The organism is Oleiharenicola sp. Vm1, assembly GCF_047777955.1.
Lineage (GTDB): Bacteria > Verrucomicrobiota > Verrucomicrobiia > Opitutales > Opitutaceae > Didemnitutus.
Genome location: NZ_CP180537.1, coordinates 2,465,594 through 2,480,331, shown reverse-complemented (window position 1 = coordinate 2,480,331; position 14,738 = coordinate 2,465,594). Strand labels below are relative to the sequence as shown.

Annotated in this window: 26 protein-coding genes and 1 pseudogene; 24 read left to right on the top strand and 3 right to left on the bottom strand. The window is 65.1% G+C overall.

The features are described 5' to 3' along the window. Positions 1 to 13 precede the first annotated feature (13 nt). The 18 genes from ACMYLB_RS12265 (at position 14) to ACMYLB_RS12180 (ending at position 9,370) form a co-directional block, all read left to right on the top strand. The gene (locus tag ACMYLB_RS12265; protein ID WP_415907290.1) at positions 14 to 982 is read left to right on the top strand and encodes a hypothetical protein; all 969 of its coding nucleotides are present in this window, start codon (positions 14 to 16) and stop codon (positions 980 to 982) included. Continuing rightward, positions 979 to 1,140, top strand: a complete 162-nt coding sequence (locus ACMYLB_RS12260) for a hypothetical protein (protein WP_415907289.1) — start codon at positions 979 to 981, stop codon at positions 1,138 to 1,140. Before ACMYLB_RS12265 ends, ACMYLB_RS12260 begins: the two co-directional genes overlap by 4 nt. After that, the gene (locus tag ACMYLB_RS12255; RefSeq protein WP_415907288.1) at positions 1,137 to 1,334 is read left to right on the top strand and encodes a hypothetical protein; all 198 of its coding nucleotides are present in this window, start codon (positions 1,137 to 1,139) and stop codon (positions 1,332 to 1,334) included. Before ACMYLB_RS12260 ends, ACMYLB_RS12255 begins: the two co-directional genes overlap by 4 nt. Continuing rightward, complete coding sequence (locus ACMYLB_RS12250) at positions 1,334 to 1,918, top strand: helicase HerA domain-containing protein (protein WP_415907287.1); 585 nt, start codon at positions 1,334 to 1,336, stop codon at positions 1,916 to 1,918. The genes ACMYLB_RS12255 and ACMYLB_RS12250 overlap by 1 nt, the downstream gene beginning before the upstream one ends. After that, positions 1,915 to 2,172: a hypothetical protein gene (locus tag ACMYLB_RS12245; protein ID WP_415907286.1), complete on the top strand. Its 258-nt coding sequence runs from the start codon at positions 1,915 to 1,917 to the stop codon at positions 2,170 to 2,172. The genes ACMYLB_RS12250 and ACMYLB_RS12245 overlap by 4 nt, the downstream gene beginning before the upstream one ends. 246 nt (positions 2,173 to 2,418) lie before the next feature. Beyond that, positions 2,419 to 2,730, top strand: a complete 312-nt coding sequence (locus tag ACMYLB_RS12240; protein WP_415907285.1) for a hypothetical protein — start codon at positions 2,419 to 2,421, stop codon at positions 2,728 to 2,730. A 203-nt stretch (positions 2,731 to 2,933) separates the two neighbouring features. Continuing rightward, entirely contained in the window at positions 2,934 to 3,089 is a 156-nt protein-coding gene (locus ACMYLB_RS12235) for a hypothetical protein (RefSeq protein WP_415907284.1), read from the top strand. Between the two features lie 48 nt (positions 3,090 to 3,137). Next, entirely contained in the window at positions 3,138 to 3,995 is an 858-nt protein-coding gene (locus ACMYLB_RS12230) for a hypothetical protein (protein WP_415907283.1), read from the top strand. Between the two features lie 80 nt (positions 3,996 to 4,075). Continuing rightward, positions 4,076 to 4,372 carry a hypothetical protein gene (locus ACMYLB_RS12225; protein WP_415907282.1) on the top strand — a complete coding sequence of 99 codons (297 nt, stop codon included), beginning with the start codon at positions 4,076 to 4,078 and terminating at the stop codon, positions 4,370 to 4,372. 4 nt (positions 4,373 to 4,376) lie between these two features. Further along, positions 4,377 to 4,802 (top strand): hypothetical protein, encoded by a 426-nt coding sequence (locus ACMYLB_RS12220; protein ID WP_415907281.1) that lies wholly within the window; start codon positions 4,377 to 4,379, stop codon positions 4,800 to 4,802. A 3-nt stretch (positions 4,803 to 4,805) separates the two neighbouring features. Then, complete coding sequence (locus tag ACMYLB_RS12215; protein WP_415907280.1) at positions 4,806 to 5,435, top strand: hypothetical protein; 630 nt, start codon at positions 4,806 to 4,808, stop codon at positions 5,433 to 5,435. Further along, complete coding sequence (locus ACMYLB_RS12210; protein ID WP_415907279.1) at positions 5,432 to 6,004, top strand: hypothetical protein; 573 nt, start codon at positions 5,432 to 5,434, stop codon at positions 6,002 to 6,004. The genes ACMYLB_RS12215 and ACMYLB_RS12210 overlap by 4 nt, the downstream gene beginning before the upstream one ends. Positions 6,005 to 6,013: 9 nt before the next feature. Further along, on the top strand, positions 6,014 to 6,448 hold the full coding sequence (locus ACMYLB_RS12205; protein ID WP_415907277.1) for a hypothetical protein: 435 nt from the start codon (positions 6,014 to 6,016) through the stop codon (positions 6,446 to 6,448). Then, positions 6,441 to 7,604, top strand: coding sequence for a hypothetical protein (locus tag ACMYLB_RS12200; RefSeq protein ID WP_415907276.1), 1,164 nt, complete (start codon positions 6,441 to 6,443; stop codon positions 7,602 to 7,604). Before ACMYLB_RS12205 ends, ACMYLB_RS12200 begins: the two co-directional genes overlap by 8 nt. 4 nt (positions 7,605 to 7,608) lie before the next feature. Next, a complete protein-coding gene (locus ACMYLB_RS12195) occupies positions 7,609 to 7,977 on the top strand; it encodes a hypothetical protein (RefSeq protein WP_415907275.1) in 369 nt (122 codons plus the stop codon). Next, positions 7,977 to 8,138, top strand: coding sequence for a hypothetical protein (locus ACMYLB_RS12190; protein ID WP_415907274.1), 162 nt, complete (start codon positions 7,977 to 7,979; stop codon positions 8,136 to 8,138). Before ACMYLB_RS12195 ends, ACMYLB_RS12190 begins: the two co-directional genes overlap by 1 nt. After that, the gene (locus ACMYLB_RS12185) at positions 8,135 to 8,821 is read left to right on the top strand and encodes a hypothetical protein (protein WP_415907273.1); all 687 of its coding nucleotides are present in this window, start codon (positions 8,135 to 8,137) and stop codon (positions 8,819 to 8,821) included. The genes ACMYLB_RS12190 and ACMYLB_RS12185 overlap by 4 nt, the downstream gene beginning before the upstream one ends. A gap of 84 nt (positions 8,822 to 8,905) precedes the next feature. Next, complete coding sequence (locus tag ACMYLB_RS12180) at positions 8,906 to 9,370, top strand: hypothetical protein (RefSeq protein WP_415907272.1); 465 nt, start codon at positions 8,906 to 8,908, stop codon at positions 9,368 to 9,370. Here ACMYLB_RS12180 and ACMYLB_RS12175 read toward each other — a convergent pair. Continuing rightward, a complete protein-coding gene (locus tag ACMYLB_RS12175; RefSeq protein ID WP_415907271.1) occupies positions 9,367 to 9,834 on the bottom strand; it encodes a hypothetical protein in 468 nt (155 codons plus the stop codon). The two genes, ACMYLB_RS12180 and ACMYLB_RS12175, sit on opposite strands and share 4 nt — an antisense overlap. A 140-nt stretch (positions 9,835 to 9,974) precedes the next feature. On the opposite strand from ACMYLB_RS12175, the gene ACMYLB_RS12170 reads away from it, so the two are divergent. After that, positions 9,975 to 10,340 (top strand): hypothetical protein, encoded by a 366-nt coding sequence (locus ACMYLB_RS12170; RefSeq protein ID WP_415907270.1) that lies wholly within the window; start codon positions 9,975 to 9,977, stop codon positions 10,338 to 10,340. On the opposite strand, the gene ACMYLB_RS12165 is transcribed toward ACMYLB_RS12170, so the two are convergent. Then, complete coding sequence (locus tag ACMYLB_RS12165) at positions 10,333 to 10,593, bottom strand: hypothetical protein (protein WP_415907269.1); 261 nt, start codon at positions 10,591 to 10,593, stop codon at positions 10,333 to 10,335. The two genes, ACMYLB_RS12170 and ACMYLB_RS12165, sit on opposite strands and share 8 nt — an antisense overlap. A 438-nt stretch (positions 10,594 to 11,031) precedes the next feature. Here ACMYLB_RS12165 and ACMYLB_RS12160 point away from each other — a divergent pair, with 438 nt between their 5' ends. From ACMYLB_RS12160 to ACMYLB_RS12140, 5 genes and pseudogenes are all read left to right on the top strand, one after another. Next, positions 11,032 to 11,763, top strand: coding sequence for a dienelactone hydrolase family protein (locus tag ACMYLB_RS12160; RefSeq protein ID WP_415907268.1), 732 nt, complete (start codon positions 11,032 to 11,034; stop codon positions 11,761 to 11,763). After that, positions 11,760 to 12,155 (top strand): hypothetical protein, encoded by a 396-nt coding sequence (locus tag ACMYLB_RS12155; RefSeq protein ID WP_415907267.1) that lies wholly within the window; start codon positions 11,760 to 11,762, stop codon positions 12,153 to 12,155. Before ACMYLB_RS12160 ends, ACMYLB_RS12155 begins: the two co-directional genes overlap by 4 nt. A 122-nt stretch (positions 12,156 to 12,277) precedes the next feature. Next, positions 12,278 to 12,550 (top strand): hypothetical protein, encoded by a 273-nt coding sequence (locus tag ACMYLB_RS12150; RefSeq protein ID WP_415907266.1) that lies wholly within the window; start codon positions 12,278 to 12,280, stop codon positions 12,548 to 12,550. Then, entirely contained in the window at positions 12,547 to 12,840 is a 294-nt protein-coding gene (locus ACMYLB_RS12145; RefSeq protein WP_415907265.1) for a hypothetical protein, read from the top strand. The genes ACMYLB_RS12150 and ACMYLB_RS12145 overlap by 4 nt, the downstream gene beginning before the upstream one ends. Continuing rightward, positions 12,837 to 13,199: pseudogene (locus ACMYLB_RS12140) on the top strand (universal stress protein); the annotation flags it as partial. The gene ACMYLB_RS12145 and the pseudogene ACMYLB_RS12140, both read left to right, overlap by 4 nt. Before the next feature lie 159 nt (positions 13,200 to 13,358). Here the strand turns inward: ACMYLB_RS12140 and lepB are convergent. Beyond that, positions 13,359 to 14,726 (bottom strand): signal peptidase I, encoded by a 1,368-nt coding sequence (lepB, locus tag ACMYLB_RS12135; protein WP_415907264.1) that lies wholly within the window; start codon positions 14,724 to 14,726, stop codon positions 13,359 to 13,361. Positions 14,727 to 14,738: the final 12 nt, after the last annotated feature.

Below are 14,738 nucleotides of genomic sequence, written 5' to 3'. Positions count from 1 at the left end.
CCGAACTCTGCGCTTGGCGCTGCCGAATCGTCGCCGCGATGCGTCAGCACGGATGCACGCTCGCCGATTGCCGCGACGTGCTCCGGCTACGCGGCAAGGAAGACGTGCGCCGCTACGAAGCGAAAGCGCGTCGCCAGCAACTACTCCCTCTCCTCAAATGAGCGACACACCCGCCACTATCTCCGCAGACGACATCGCGCCCGCCGCGCTGCCGACTCCCACCGCGCCGGCCGTCACCGCCGGCTCGCCTCCGCAAACGACGCCCGAAAGCGCCAACACGGCCGGCGCGTCGGCCGATAGCGCGCCCGCGCTCGATGCGTCACACCCCGCCGCCGGCACACCCGACGCGAAAGGAACGCCGTTTGATCCGGCGCGCCACATCCCGCGCACGCATCCGCGCACGGGCGCTTGGATGCCGCGCGGCGGTCGGAAAGCCGGCGTGACTTCGCCGGCGCCTTCGACGCCTGGCACGTCACAAAGCGCGCCGAGCACGCCGCAACCGGCGAGCTACATTCCCGCGGAGGAACCGCCGCCGCCGCAGTCCAGCGAGGCGAAACCGAGCGCGCCGCCAGCGCCGGAGGTTGACCACTCCGACGACGCGGGCGAAGTCGTTTGCTCCTCCGTCGAAGTCATCGCCGGCATCATTTTCGACGCGCCGGAAGACTGCACGCCGCCAGCGGCCGAACACAAAAACATGGTGCGCGCCACCGCCGCCTACATCCGCGCGCGCGGCTGGCAAGCGTCGGCCGGCGTCGGCTTGCTGCTCATGTTCGGCGCCTACCTGCTGCGCGTGCTGCGCAAGCCGAAACCCAACGCCACCGTTCGACGCTGGGTTGGTCTCGACCGCGCCGCCGAGCGCGCAAAGGACGTGACGCCGGACGCCGCGCGCCCGTCCGCTTCCGTCTCCGCCGCGCCGCACCACGGCGCCGAAATCATCGATCTCCCCGCACACGTCCCACCGCTCGCGAAACCTAAACCATGATCCTCCCCGCCATCCTCGCCTTAGTCGCGCTCGCGCTGATTGCCGAGCGAGCCGAGCAACGCTCGCGCCGCTACTACCACGATCAATTTTTTCTCCGTGCGTCCGGCTTCTTCACCGGCGCCGCGCTCGTCCTCTTCATCGTTTTTCTCGCCCAATGAACACTCCCGAAACTGAACCCGTTCGCTTCCTCGTCTTCCGCCGCGCCTTCCCGGCCGCTGAGTTGCTGGGCGCTGTGCTGCGCGTGCTCGTCACGCTCGCCGTGCTCGCCGGCTGCACCTACCTCGTGTTCTGGCGCGGCGAAAGCGGCTGGCTCTACCTTCCCGCCCTGATCGTTGCCCGTCTCGCTCGCTGATGCGTCCGCCCGATTATCACACGGCAATTCTAGGGCAGACCGGGAGCGGCAAGACATTCGCCGCGCAGCAAATCGCCGCCGCTCTGATTCGGCGGCGTATGCTGACGCTCGTGTTGCACAAGCCTGACGAGAATTGGCCGGCAACGTGCGCGAGCTGGCAAACGTCCAACCCCGAGCGCTACGCGCGAATGTATTGGGCCTCCCGAAACGTCGCTTGCTTCATGGAGCTAGCCGACGCCGACGTGCCGAAATTCTCGGACGAGTTCCGCAGAATGTTCACGCGCGGCCGGCACGGAGGGCGGCATAATTTTTTTCTCTCGCAACGCGCTGCGCAGGTGCATCCCGACATCCGGGAGAACTGCGCGAGTCTGCTGCTGTTCAGCGTCGGAAAAAACGCCGCGAAGCTCTGGGCCGAAGAAATGAACGACGAGCGGCTAGTGTCCGCGCCGATCCCGCCCGAAATTATTCCGCCAGCGAATCGCACCGGCGCGCCGTTGTTCGGCGCGATGGCTCTGCCGAAGCGCTGGTTTTTCTACAAGCCGAACCGATTCACCCCCGCGCAGCTTCACACACTGAACGCATGAAAAAACCTCGCACCGATTATTTCCGCCGTCGCCGCGCTAAGCTCGCGCGCCGTCGCCGCTGCACACGCTGCGGGACGGAGCGCGCGAAAGATGGCGCGAAGCTCTGCCCCGCGTGCCTCGCCGTGCTCAGCCTCAAGCGCACGCCTACTCCGCAGGAAATCGCCGCCGAGAAACGCCAGCGGCTCCTCGCGCGGCTCGATCTGATCGAACACGCGCGCGTTGCCGTGCTGGGAGAACTGGACCGCGTAGTATGAAAACTCTCCGCCGCATCATCTGCTTTTTCCGCGGCCACCGTTTCCGGTGGATTGTCAGAGAACGCCTTTTCGGCGGCTACTATCGCGAGTTTGAGCGCGAGTGCAGTCATTGCAGCGCGCCCGGACGCATCCGTGTTAAGCGCTGGGGAAAGCGCGGCGCTGTCCGGAGTCGCGAGGTAATCACGCAATGGTAACGCCGAACGGTCCAGATCAGCGGACGCGCTGAGAGCGCAGAAAATTACTCCCATGAGCGAACTATATCCAGCAACACACCAACCGACAGAAGCTAGCACTGCCCACGATAAACCGTCATGGCCGAGCGGAGAGCGCCTGTGCGAACAAAAGTCGCCAGCAAGCGCGTTCGCTGTGGCTGGTGGTTCTCCTGCGGTGCCCATCTGCGAACTCTTGGCTTTGGCCGAAACGTGGAAACGCCACGCCGACACCGGAGACTTCAAGCTCGACCAAATGGGAACGCAGACAGCCCTCCTTTCCTGCGCGCTCGATCTTCATCGGCTCGCGGATTCTTGGACTGAGCGCCAGCCGCAGGAGAACAAGTGAGCTGAGCCGCGCGCGCAGCGCGTCGGCTCAGGCGGAAGTTCGGCATCTGGCTCGGCTCGCGCCGGGCCTTTTCTTTTCGTTGTCAAGAGTGTGCGCGCAGGTGTGCGCGCACGAATCTGCGCGCACAGTTGCGCGCACACTATCGACGAAATCGGCGCGCGGGTGCATCGGTGCGGCGTTCAAACGCTCCCATGCAAAACCTCATGCAGAAAGTCCGCGATTTCGTCGCCGCCCGCCCGGTGACCGCTCTCCTCATCGCTCTCGCCGTTGGCGGCGTGCTCGCGCTCGCCTTCCCGGCGGTGCGCAAGCTCCTCAAGCCGGTCGCCTCCAAGGTCCCCGGCGCGAAGACGAGCGCCTAATCGGCTCACGTCGCTAACCCGCAACCGAAACCCTCGCCTCCACACCTCATGTCGACGCGCAAATACGAACCCATTGCCGGCATCACAGTCGGCGCTGCGGGCTCCGACTCCACCATCCCGTTCCCGACCAATCGCCGCCTGCTCCTCGCGCGGCTCTACGCGCAAGCGACGGCCCCGGGTCCGGTCACCGTCTACGGCGCCGATGTCGTCGACGGCCTCCAGTTCTACGTCGGCACGAAGCTCATCCGCGACGTGACGGCCTCGGAACTGCTCTACCTCGCCAAGCTCAACGGTCGCGGCACGCTCGTCCCCTCCGCCAGCGTCGGCATTCCGTTCTTCTTCGCCGAGCCGCACCGCGCATCCGTCATGGACGAGCAAGTCACCGCGTGGGACCTGTTCGGAGTCCCGAACATGACCGTGAAGGCGCGCACAAAAGCCGGCCTCACGAATCCCATCGTGAAGGTGGAACACGTCTACGACGACGAGTTCGCCACCAACAGCAAGGGCGAGCGCGTGCTGAACATCATCAAGCACGAGCCGGTTTACCTCGGCTCCCTCGGCACCACGGCGGACATCATCCAGCCGAACATCCCGATCGATCTGCCGATCCAGCGCATCCACATCATCCCGGACGCCGGCTCCACGATCAACTGGGCGAAAGTCACGATCAACGAAAGCGACGTGATTTTCGACGCGACGCAGGCGGAGAACATCGAATTCCTCGCCGACTACAAGCTGGTCGCCGAAGCCGGCAACGGTAAGCCGTTCCCGGTCGTGTTCGATGCCAACGGCCAGTTGTTCGACGGTCTCGAGCTGCCCTTCCGCTCGATCAAGCTGAGCATCAACCAGAGCGTCGCGGGCCCCGTGAAGCTCCTGCTCGAACGTCGCGCGCCGCTCTATATCTGAGCGCCGCCGGACGAAATTTCCGAAGCCCGCCGCCGCCTTCCGCGCGGCGGGCTTTTTAACGCTCAACCCTTTCGGTCGTCATGGCACAGGAATACACTGAAATTCAGACGCAGCAATCCGGCGGCTTCCTCGCGGACCTCGGAAATCTCGTCAACTCCCTCGCGACTCCCGCCGCGAACCTCTACACGCTCAAACTCCAAGGCGACGTGTTGAAGCAACAGGCCGCTGGCACTATGGCCACGGCGCAGGCGCAAGCGGCTGCCGCCGCCAACACTCAAGCGACGACGCAGGCGAACACCACGAAATGGCTTGTCTGGGGCGGCGTCGCCCTCGTGGTCATCGTCGTTATCGCGCTCGTTTTCCGCCGGAAGGGCTGAGCCGATGTCCTACGGCACCGAAGAAATTCCGCCGCTGACTGGCGCGTCTGCGCCTGCGAAGTCGTCACTGATCCCGCAACTGAGCGGGCTTGCCAGCGCGGTTTTCGGCGGCGGCGGACTCGCTGGCCTCCCCGCGCAGGCGCTGCAAAGCGCGCTCGCCGATGTTCCGATGTCGGCCACGTCGGGCGGCTCCTACATCGCCAGTGGTCCGACCATTGGCGCAAAAGTCATCGGCGGCAAAGGCGTCTCCGCCGGCACGTCCGCGACGCAAGATGCAACCGCATCGAACGCGAGCGGCACCGGCACGCCGGGCGTGCCGAACCTCGCCGCGCTCAACCCTTCGCAGTGGAGCGCGGGCACAATCGCCGCCGTCGCAGTCGGCGTGCTCTTGCTCGTCGCAATCCTGTTCCAGCCTTCCAGGGGAAAGTGAGCCATGGGCCTTTTTTCGTCCAACAAGTCCACCACTCAGAATACCACTAACTACAACATTACCGATCAATCGGCTAATGCTGCGGAAGGTGCGATTGCCGCTGGCGCGGGTGCGACTGTCGAAATCAACACGACGACGGCCGACCCGGAAATTGCGAAGGGCGCATTCGACACGGCGCTGGGCGCTGTCGCTGCGAATCAGAACACCGCGCTCGGCGCACTCGCGGCGAATCAAAACACGTCGCTCGGCGCACTCGCTGCCAACCAGAACGTTTCGCAGCGAGCGATCGACACCACGGCGGGCGTCGCGAACCTCTCCATTGCTGCGCAAAACGATCTGGCGAAAACCACGGTCGCGCAGAATTCCGCGCTGTCCCTCGGCGCGATTAACACCGTCGCCGGACTCGCGGAAGTCTCCGCGCGAGAACGGCAAGACGTGCTCAACACGACGACGACGGCGCTGAACTCGCAACAGGGGCTCGCCAGCAAAATCGCGGATCTCACTTCGGCGGCGTTGGAGCGTTCGCAGACGCCAGACTCCGCCGTCACGAAACAACTCCTCTGGGTCGTCGGCGCAGTCGCCGTGCTCGGAATGCTTTTCCTCTTTGGCGCGTCGCGCCGCAAATCCGCATGAGCACTCAAGGCACGTTCGTCACTATCTCTCTCGCGCCCGGTGCGGTTAAGCCCGTCATCAGCGAGGCGCGCAATTTCCACGTGCTCTACTCCCCCGTCGACGTGGAAATCAAATACCCCGGCGGCGAGTTCTGCGCTTTCCCGCAGGGGACCGGCCTCGCCTCGTTCCCGAACGATGCGACTTTCCGGCGCCTCGAATTGCGCAACCCGTCGCTCGGCACGATTACCGTTGTCCTCTGGCTCGGCGGTCCCGTGCTGACGGATTCGCGCTCGGCGGTCATCGAACCCAAGACGATCCCCGTTGCGCAGAACATCTCCACGCTCGCCGCCTCCGCGAATCTCGACCTCGACGGCATCCCGAGCGGCCTCCTCATCCGGCGCAAGGCGCTCCAAGTCACGAATCTCGACCCGAACCTCAACCTTCAGGTGCGCGACGCCAGCGGCTACGTCGTGCTGACGGTGTTCCCGCAAACGTCCATCACGCTCCCGATCTCGGAATGGGTCAGCGTGCACAACGACAACGGCTCGCCGGTCGCACTCAACGTTTCCGAAATTTGGTGGACGCTGTGACGCTGAGCGATGCTCATGGATTATCGACAGATTCAGGCGCGCCCGACGCCCGTCATCTACGTCGTCAGGCGCGGCGGAGTTCCCGAAGTGAACATGGCCGCTGCCGTGTCGGCGGCGCTGGCATCCGGCGACTACATGCCGGTTCTCGTTCCGTTCGACGCCGGAAACTCAGCTGCGCAAATCGCTGCCGCGCTCGAGTCCGGAAACTACGCGTCGGTTCTCGTCCCGCTGGCTGGGCTCGGCGACTTGGGGCAAGTCGCGGCGTCGCTCACGGCGGGCTCCTACAACCTCGTTCTTGTGCCCACGGGTGAAACCTACACGGGCACGGCCTCCATCTCTTCCATCCTCGAATCTGGCTCCTATGTCCTCGTCGTCGTTTCAATCGGCTCTTACCCAGAAGCGGTCACCGTCGCCGCTGGTCTCGACTCCGGCACGTATGCGTGACGTGCCAGGCGTCGGCATCGGCGCGTGCGTCCATTACGAGCTGGCCGTGTTAGAGCGCGGCCGCGTCGTTGAGCGCCGCGCGCGAAAGCGGAACCTGATTCTCGACCAAGGGCTGAACCTCGTCGCATCGCAGCGCTGGTGCGATCTGTTCAGCTACGCCGTCGTCGGCACCGGCACAACGCCGGTGAAGCGCGACAGCGGCGCCATCACGTTCACGCGCGCGGGCTCGACTGTCACGGCCAGCGCCGGCTTTTTCGCGGCCGACGACGTTGGCCGTCTGTTCAAGTTCGATTCCGGAGAGGAGTGCTACATCACGGCATTCACGGACACGCAGAATGTCACGGTGTCCGTCGCCGGCACTGTCGCCGCCAGCGAGGGCACGGTCTGGTATGTCAACCAGACGGCGCACGCCGCCGAGGTGAAGCGCAGTAACTCCTATGGCGTGGACTCGGGCGACAACGGACTCACCTACTCCCTCGGGAGCATGGTCAACAAGCGGACGATCATCTTTTCCGCCGAGGCGTCGCCCATCGTCTACAATGAAATCGGCTGGAGCTACACCGCCACCCCGGGGGCCAACCTCTTCGGCCGCGACATCATCTCGGGCGGCATCTCGCTCGCCGCCGGGCAACAGCTCAAGGTCATCGTCACACTCACTCTCACGGTCACGCCGCAAGCGTCTACGGCCTACACCAACGTCGTTGCCGGGTGGAGTCAGGACGGGAACTACAACGCGGAAAGCATCTCAACGAACTTCGCGCGCGCGATCTCATTTGTGAACGGCGACGGCTCCACGGCGGTGCAGGGGCAACAGGTGTTCGAGCCGTCATTGGCGAAAACCATCAACCTGTCGACGGACACCACGGCGCTTGTCGCGCAGACGAGCACGACACTCACGTTCAGTGGCTCAGTCGGAAACAAGACGCTCAACCCTGACACCTACGTCACCGGCACGTTTACGCGCACCTTTCGCGGCACGTTCGCCATCGCTGAGGGAAACTCCAACGCGATTCGCTCGCTGGTCGTGACGGGTGGCGCGGGGGTCATCGACCGCATTTTCCGCGTCCTTCTCAACGCAGCCGAAACCAAGGACTCGGCGCACACGCTGGAACTCGTTTTCCGCCTCACGTGGGGCCGCGTCCTCTCCAACACCTGACGTCATGGTCACCGAAGCAAACAACGCGCTGAATCTGCGCACCGCCGCGCGCAACGTTCGCGCCCGTCTCGGACTGCCCGAGACGAACCAAATGAGCTACGAACAGCGCACCAACTACGTGAAGGAACTCGCGGCGGAAGTGTTGAAGTATCCGCAGAGCTTCACGCAAGAGACGCTGAACCGCGCCGCGCAAACCGCCGCCAAGAACTACGCCGCGCTCGACAACACCGATTTCGCGTGGGGCGATTTCGTCACTGAGACCGCGAACAACGCGAAGCCCGTGCTCGGTTTCACGTTCGGCATTCTCGCCGTCGTCGCCGTGCTCTACTTCACGTTCCTCGCGAGCGCCAACCGTCCGCGCCAAGCCGACTAATGCCCACCGATCCGAAAACGCCACTGCTGGGCTTCCTCGGCACGCTCTCCACGTTCACCCTTTCCCAGCTCAATGACGCAATCGGCGTCGTCGCTGGCGTGCTCACCGTCGCCTATCTCGTGCGCCAGCATGTGCACTTTCGGAGGGACAAACGGAAATGAGCCGCGTGCTTTTCATCGTAGCCGCGCTGTTCGTTGCCGCGTTTTCCTCGTGCACGAATCCGGGCCGCGTCGTCGAAGCGCAGACGCCCGGGCGCGCGTCAGGTGCGGGCGCGAGTCTCGTTGGTCCCGGCAACTCAGCCGCGCCGAGCACGCAACAGAGCGAGCGCACGATTGAGTATTTCGACGACGTGACTCAGCGGCCGAGCGAGCCCGCCGGCGGGTCACGTGACATCGCCGGCGTGACCGAGCCAGGTCCTGTCACGCCAGGTGCGTCACGGGTGACTGACCAGGCTCCGCGTTCCGACGTGGCGTCACGTGACGTGCCGCGGCCCGCTGGCGATCGAGGCGTCACGCCGCCGCGCCCGCGCTACGTTCACGAGAAAGTGACGACGACGATTGGCCAGCATCAAGACGCAGCGCCGCTCATTCGCGCCGCTTCCGCCGCGTCTGGGTGGCCCGCGACGCGCTGGCTCGGCTGGATCTGCATCGTCGTCGGCGCGGGCGGCTGGCTCTACGGCGTCACGCACAAGGAAACCGGATATCCGCTCGTGTTCCTCAAAGTCGCCGGGTGCGGAGTGTTCTTGGTGCTTGTCGGAGATAATCCGCTCTGGCTCCTTATCCTCGGTCTACCTCTCGCATTCTACGCCGCGCAGAAGCTCGGGCTACTTCGCCCGCTTCCCTGATTTGCTGCATCCACGCAGCGAAATAACCCAAAAACGAAAGATAAAAATATGTGCGTAGTTGTCGAAAATGATGACGAAAAGGTAGTGAAGCTCCCTGCGTTCCCGGTGGTCGCTCGTCGCGTCAATGATATCCAGATGGAGCTGACGCTGATCGGCTACACCATGAACTGGAATCCCGGCACCGGGACTTACGACGTGTCATCAGACGGCGGCAATGTCGTCATCCGTGACGTGGGGGACATCAAGCCGCCACCGCCTCCGCAGCCGCCGACCAGACCGATTACGGATTACCGCGAAATCTACTCGGCGCGCAACCTCATCGACGGGCGTTTGCTCGTCACGGTGGAATTCTTGTATGACGACGGGAGCTTCGCATTCTCAAAGCAGTTCATCCTCGCCGACGGGAAATACTGGGAGCATCGCTCGGATGGCTTCTGGTGGTTCACGCCGGACTTCATTCAGGACTGGCAAATCGGGACGCTTCCTCCGGCGACGCTCACGCCGCCTCCGCGTGGCGAAGGCGGCGGCGGTAATCAGGAGCAATACTAAGCGCCGGGCTTCAACGCGGTGCCGCTGCTTTCGTGCTTGTGCGCGGGCAATGCCACTTCGTTGACCTCCTGCATTAGTGCATCAGCAGCCTTGCTCAGTTCGGCGGCGCGCGCTTTCAGCCGCGCCGCCTCTTCCCCGCCCTTCTCGCGCGCCTCTTTTGCGAGCGATTCGATTACGTCAGACAGCTTTTTGATGTGCGTGATGTAGCCCAACATCACCGCCTCGTCGGCACGCATGCCGCGCAGCCACTGCCAGAACGAAACCTTTTTTTCGTTCGCATGCTCACGCATCCACGCCAGTCCGTTGCGCCAGACGCGCCGCTGTTGTTCGGTGTCCAGTCGCGGCTCCGTCGCGGTAATGAACGCCGACAGCTCTTTCTCATCGCCGAACGGGAAACGCACGTCGCGCAAATCCGTAGCGGACGCGACCACGCAGAGCACGAAAAACAGGGGAAGGAATTTCATGCCTCTGTGAGTAACTTCGGCTAGGCATGAGGCACGCCGAAAATCACCTTCGCTGGTCCGGCATTGACGGGATAATGCGCCGGACTGATAGGACGGCACAACGCCGCACGGGCTAGACGGCGCGCCGGCTGGCCGGACGTATGCATTACCACGCAAACCAACCAATCGCGCCCTACGCTCCGAATGAGCACTTCCAGCGATATCAGCTGATCGAGCCCGTCGTTCTGATCTACGGCAACATGCGTCGGCTGCACGCGGATGAACACAACCACGCCGGGCGCTTGCTAAAGACGCTCGATTGGATCGGGCGCGAGGGAATCGCGCTACGCTCTGTTGTGCGCCCGCGCTGTGTGCTCTCTACCGAGTCAGTGCGCGCGCTGGGGCTCTATCTGCGGCACGGCAAGGGCCTCACGGCGTTCCGGCGCACGCTGCCGACGAACGCTTGGAAACACCGCCACGCGTGGGAGGAGCTGCAAACGCTGCTCTCGCTGCGCTGGGTCAGGTAGTCGCCGGAAGCGCCCGGCGCTGCGGTTTCCGTGGCGCTGGGATAGCTTCGGTGTCCGGGGGCATCAGTTCCACGCCCTCGCCTTGAGCGATGCGCCCAAGCGCGTGGAAAAGGTTCTCTGGTCGCACGCGCGCCAGTTCGTAGGCGGCGGCGGCGAGGATTGAATTTCCGGTAAGGCCGTAGCGCCCGGCTGATGAGTGGAGCTTGGCCTCTACGGCGTCATCAACCTGAACCTTCATTTGTTTCTTTTTCATCGGGTGCGTTTTTAGACGGGGGGACGCTATCAGAATATTTGGATTGACCTACGGGCCATTTTCGGACCTTTTCGGCCCAGTTCCTCAGAAACTAGCCCGATGGAAGGCCCGTAAAGTATTACCAGGGTCTTTGCTTATTGTGCGTTATATCACAGGGAAATCCGTGGTCATGCTAGCCCCACTGATCGCCTGAGCTGGTCCTGGGAACTTCAAGGAATGCGCAGCGAGATTTCCCAATTCCTGCGCAGCGTTCGCTCGTTGCGAGGACGATAATTCCCCCAGCGACCGCACGGGTCGCCTCGTCGCGCCCGCGCGGTTGGCGGAAAACCCTCCGTCATTCATGAACCTGCAGCCCGCGTCCGCTTGTCATCCGTCCGGCCTCACCTCGCTCCGGTCCCCGGTCTGATGCGCCCCGCGGCCTGCAACCCTCAACCGCCCATGAAAACCGATCTTGGCCCCGGCACGGAGCTGGAACTCGATTTGCGCGGAGTCCGGCTCGAAGCCGAACTGACCATCCCGGCCGCGGCCCGTGGTCTGGTGATTTTCGCGCACGGCAGCGGCAGCACGCGGCACACCTATCGCAATTGCGATGTCGCCGCGCACCTCCAGGCCGTCGGCTTCGCCACTTTCCTCTTCAACCTGCTCACGCGCGCCGAGGAAGCGCAGGAATGCATCGAGCCGCGACTCCGCCACGACGTGCCGTTCCTCGCGCGCCGCCTGATTGCAACCATCCGCTGGCTGCAGCAACGACCGGAAACGCGCGGCCTGCGCCTCGGCCTCTTCGGCGCCAGCACCGGCGCCACCGCGGCCATCCACGTCGCCGCCGAACTGCCGGAAGTCATCGATGCGGTGGTCTCCCGCGGCGGACGCCCTGATCTCACGGGCGACGCCCTGCGCCGGACCCTCGCGCCCACGCTGCTGCTCGTCGGGGGCTGGGACGATGCGGGCCTGCAGGGCAACCGCGCCGCCTTCGCCGCCATGCAGTGCGAGAAGCACCTCGAAGTCATCCCGCACGCGACCCACCGCTTCGAGGAACCCGGTGCGATACCGCGCGTGGCGGACCTGGCCGCCGGCTGGTTCCAGACCCACCTCGTTCCGTCCCTGCCACCGACCTCCGGCCTGCGCGCCGCCACGCCGCCGGCTGTCGCCGCCCTTTCCTCCGCCTCATGAATCTCTACCCGCATTTTCGCCTCCTGCATCGCATCCGTCCGCGTCCGGCGTGGACGCTGGAGCTGTCGCTCGATGACCAGCGCAAGATCTGGAGCATCCCACACGGTCCGCTCCTGCATCCGCATGAACGCCACCTGGCCATCGAGCTGGTAAACGGCATCGAGGCGCCCGAGAGCTTCGCCGACTGCTGGGACGCCGGACCGGCCGAGATCCGCAAATGGACGTCGCGCCAGATCGTGGCCGTCCTGCACGGGGCGAAGCTACGCGGATGTTTCTCGCTCGTGCGCTTCCACCACGCCGGCCAGCCCCACTGGCTCTGGGTCCGGGTCAACCCGAGAGCGCAGCAACCGCGGCGGACGCGCGCCGTCTTCTCCGCCGCCCCCCTGCCATGAAGGGCACTCTTTCCACTCAGGTCTTTCGCGACCGGCACCACGCCGGCGAGCTTCTTGCCAGCCGCCTGCGTGCGACAACGCCGCCAAGTTCGGCGATAGTGTTGGGTCTCCCTCGGGGCGGCGTGCCGGTCGCTGTCGTCATCGCGGAGAAACTGCAGTGTCCGCTCGACGTGCTCGTCGTCCGCAAGCTGGGTGTTCCCGGCGACGAAGAAATCGCCTTCGGCGCCTTGGCCAGCGGCGGCGTGGAGATCCACAACGCGGACGTGATCCGATCCTTCGACCTCTCGCCCAGCAGCATCGGGCACGTGGTGGCGCGCGAGCGCGTCGAGCTCGCGCACCGCGAGCACATGATCCGCTGGGCGCGCCCCTGCTCTCCCTCCGCGACGCGAACGTGATCATCGTCGACGACGGCATCGCCACCGGCGCGACGATGCGGGCCGCGGTCCAGGCCGCGCGCTGGCGCGGAGCAGCGCGCGTGGTGGTGGCCGCCCCGGTCGCCGCCCGGGAATCCCTCGCGCTGCTGCGGTGCGAGGCGGACGACGTGGTGGTCGTGCTCGAACCGGACCACTTGTTCGCCGTCGGAAGCTTCTATCAGGATTTTTCGCCGACGACCGACGACGCGGTGCTGGCCCTGCTCCGGGCCCAGCCCTTCGGCCACGGTCACATCGAGGAGGAACCGACATGAAAAAGAAGATCCTGGTCCCGGTGGACCTTTCCAATGCCACCGTCCAAGTCTGCAACGCCGCGCGCGACCTTGCCCTCGCGCTCGATGCCCGCCTGCTGCTCCTGCACGCCGTCGAGACCGACCCGCTGGTGAACTCCTACTACGCGCTGTCGACCTTCGAGGTCGCGACGCTGGCGGGCAACACCCGGCGCCGCACCGCCGAGCGCATGAAGGCGCTCGGACACTGGTTTCAGAAGCGCGTCCCGGACACGAAGATTATCCTGCACACGGGCGCCGCCGTGCCGACGATCCTGCGCGTGGCAAAGCTGGCGCGACCGGACTACATCGTCGTCGGCTCCCACGGCCACACCGCCGCCTACGAGATGCTGGTTGGCAGCGTGACCCACGGCCTGATGCGCAAGGCCCCTGCCCCGTGCTGGTCGTGCCGATCGCGCCGCGCCCGGCGCGGACGTCCAAGCCGGCCCGCCCGCGAGCCGCGCTGGCCGGTTTCCGCTGACTTCGCGCGCGCCGCCGCGGCCCTACTTGGCCAGGCCCCAGCGGCGCGTCAGCGGGTAGTAGATGAAGAGCGGCTTGCCGACGACGTCCTTGTCGGGAACGAAGCCCCAGTAGCGGCTATCGGCGCTGTCGGGCGAATTGTCGCCCAGCGCCATGAAGGAATTCGCCGGCACCTCGGCCACCTTACCCACGCCGAGCAGGCCGATGTTCGTGTAGCCGCGGTAGAGGCCGCGCTTCTCGGAATTGGCGACGAAGGCGTCGGCGCCGCTGATGGGGGCGCCGTTGCGCACGAGCTGGCCGCCGGAGTCGGCGAGCGCGTCGCCGCCATCGCGGACGGAGCGCGGAGTGCGGATCTCCAGCTTGTCGCCGGGCGTGCCGACGAGGCGCTTGATGTAGTATTGGCGGATCTGCTCGCCGGTGTTCCGGTCCTTCATGTCCGGCGAATCGATGTTCTCGGTCTTGAAGACGAAGCCCTGCCCGACCTTGGGCGGGAAGAAATTGTAGGTGACGCGGTCGACGAAGAGCAGGTCGCCGGTCAGGATGTCGAAGGAGACGATCGCCTCGCCCTTGCGGACGCGCTTGCCGATGGGCAACCAGAAGACGCGGCGCTCGACCTCGCGACCGCCGGCGGAGAGGTAGAGACTCGACGAGTCGGGCGCCGGATGGCGGCGCAGCTGCTCGCGCAGGGTGGCGGTGAAACGCGCCGGTCGGCCGGTGCCGAAGGCCTCGTCGAGCACGCGCTCGAAACCGAAGTCGCCGGGCGTCTCGAGCGTCACCGGCGTGTTGTCCACGGCGAAAGTGTATTCGCGCCGCGTCGTCGGAATCACGCCGAAGAGGCGACCCGGCCGCAGCGAGTAAGGCATGCCGAATTCGCCGTTCACGTATTGCACGACCGGCACCATCACCTCGCCGTCGGCGGGCGCCTTCACCTCGTAGTGCGTGGCGCCGAAGGCGAGAAAGCGGCCGGCCCGGGCGAGCGCGCCGGGTTCCTCGCCGGCCTTGAACAGCTCGTGCGTCATGCCGTAGTAGGTCGGCCACATCGAGTTGGTCGGGATCTTGAACGGCTGCACGAAATACGCGCGCAGGCCGAGGATCACGATCGCCGCGACGAGGAAAAACTCCACGTTCTCGACCAGCGAGGAAGTCGGGTAGATGCGCCCGCCGGTCTGGCGGAGGACGTCCTCGAGCTTCTCGATCGCCATCTTGAGCTTCGAGGCGTCGGCCTTGTCCTTGAGGCGCAGCTTGAGGTCGCCGGTGGCGGCAACGAGCTGCTGCACCTGGGCAGCGGGGAGCTGGTCGCGGCGGAAGTTGTAGACGCGCTCGGCGACCTCGAGCCAGTTCGCGGCGTGGCGCCGCATCTTTTTTTCTTCGGAGAGGAGAAAGTCGAACACGGCGGGGTGAGA

Bases quoted from the DNA above. Each gene is read 5' to 3' on its own strand.
- ACMYLB_RS12235 (WP_415907284.1), top strand. From the start codon at position 2,934: ATGCAGAAAGTCCGCGATTTCGTCGCCGCCCGCCCGGTGACCGCTCTC.
- ACMYLB_RS12230 (WP_415907283.1), top strand. From the start codon at position 3,138: ATGTCGACGCGCAAATACGAACCCATTGCCGGCATCACAGTCGGCGCT.
- ACMYLB_RS12200 (WP_415907276.1), top strand. From the start codon at position 6,441: ATGCGTGACGTGCCAGGCGTCGGCATCGGCGCGTGCGTCCATTACGAG.
- ACMYLB_RS12160 (WP_415907268.1), top strand. From the start codon at position 11,032: ATGAAAACCGATCTTGGCCCCGGCACGGAGCTGGAACTCGATTTGCGC.
- ACMYLB_RS12220 (WP_415907281.1), top strand. From the start codon at position 4,377: ATGTCCTACGGCACCGAAGAAATTCCGCCGCTGACTGGCGCGTCTGCG.
- ACMYLB_RS12205 (WP_415907277.1), top strand. From the start codon at position 6,014: ATGCTCATGGATTATCGACAGATTCAGGCGCGCCCGACGCCCGTCATC.
- ACMYLB_RS12175 (WP_415907271.1), bottom strand. From the start codon at position 9,834: ATGAAATTCCTTCCCCTGTTTTTCGTGCTCTGCGTGGTCGCGTCCGCT.
- ACMYLB_RS12245 (WP_415907286.1), top strand. From the start codon at position 1,915: ATGAAAAAACCTCGCACCGATTATTTCCGCCGTCGCCGCGCTAAGCTC.
- ACMYLB_RS12240 (WP_415907285.1), top strand. From the start codon at position 2,419: ATGAGCGAACTATATCCAGCAACACACCAACCGACAGAAGCTAGCACT.
- ACMYLB_RS12170 (WP_415907270.1), top strand. From the start codon at position 9,975: ATGCATTACCACGCAAACCAACCAATCGCGCCCTACGCTCCGAATGAG.
- ACMYLB_RS12250 (WP_415907287.1), top strand. From the start codon at position 1,334: ATGCGTCCGCCCGATTATCACACGGCAATTCTAGGGCAGACCGGGAGC.
- ACMYLB_RS12210 (WP_415907279.1), top strand. From the start codon at position 5,432: ATGAGCACTCAAGGCACGTTCGTCACTATCTCTCTCGCGCCCGGTGCG.
- ACMYLB_RS12195 (WP_415907275.1), top strand. From the start codon at position 7,609: ATGGTCACCGAAGCAAACAACGCGCTGAATCTGCGCACCGCCGCGCGC.
- ACMYLB_RS12215 (WP_415907280.1), top strand. From the start codon at position 4,806: ATGGGCCTTTTTTCGTCCAACAAGTCCACCACTCAGAATACCACTAAC.
- ACMYLB_RS12155 (WP_415907267.1), top strand. From the start codon at position 11,760: ATGAATCTCTACCCGCATTTTCGCCTCCTGCATCGCATCCGTCCGCGT.
- ACMYLB_RS12225 (WP_415907282.1), top strand. From the start codon at position 4,076: ATGGCACAGGAATACACTGAAATTCAGACGCAGCAATCCGGCGGCTTC.
- ACMYLB_RS12190 (WP_415907274.1), top strand. From the start codon at position 7,977: ATGCCCACCGATCCGAAAACGCCACTGCTGGGCTTCCTCGGCACGCTC.
- ACMYLB_RS12165 (WP_415907269.1), bottom strand. From the start codon at position 10,593: ATGAAAAAGAAACAAATGAAGGTTCAGGTTGATGACGCCGTAGAGGCC.
- ACMYLB_RS12185 (WP_415907273.1), top strand. From the start codon at position 8,135: ATGAGCCGCGTGCTTTTCATCGTAGCCGCGCTGTTCGTTGCCGCGTTT.
- ACMYLB_RS12260 (WP_415907289.1), top strand. From the start codon at position 979: ATGATCCTCCCCGCCATCCTCGCCTTAGTCGCGCTCGCGCTGATTGCC.
- ACMYLB_RS12255 (WP_415907288.1), top strand. From the start codon at position 1,137: ATGAACACTCCCGAAACTGAACCCGTTCGCTTCCTCGTCTTCCGCCGC.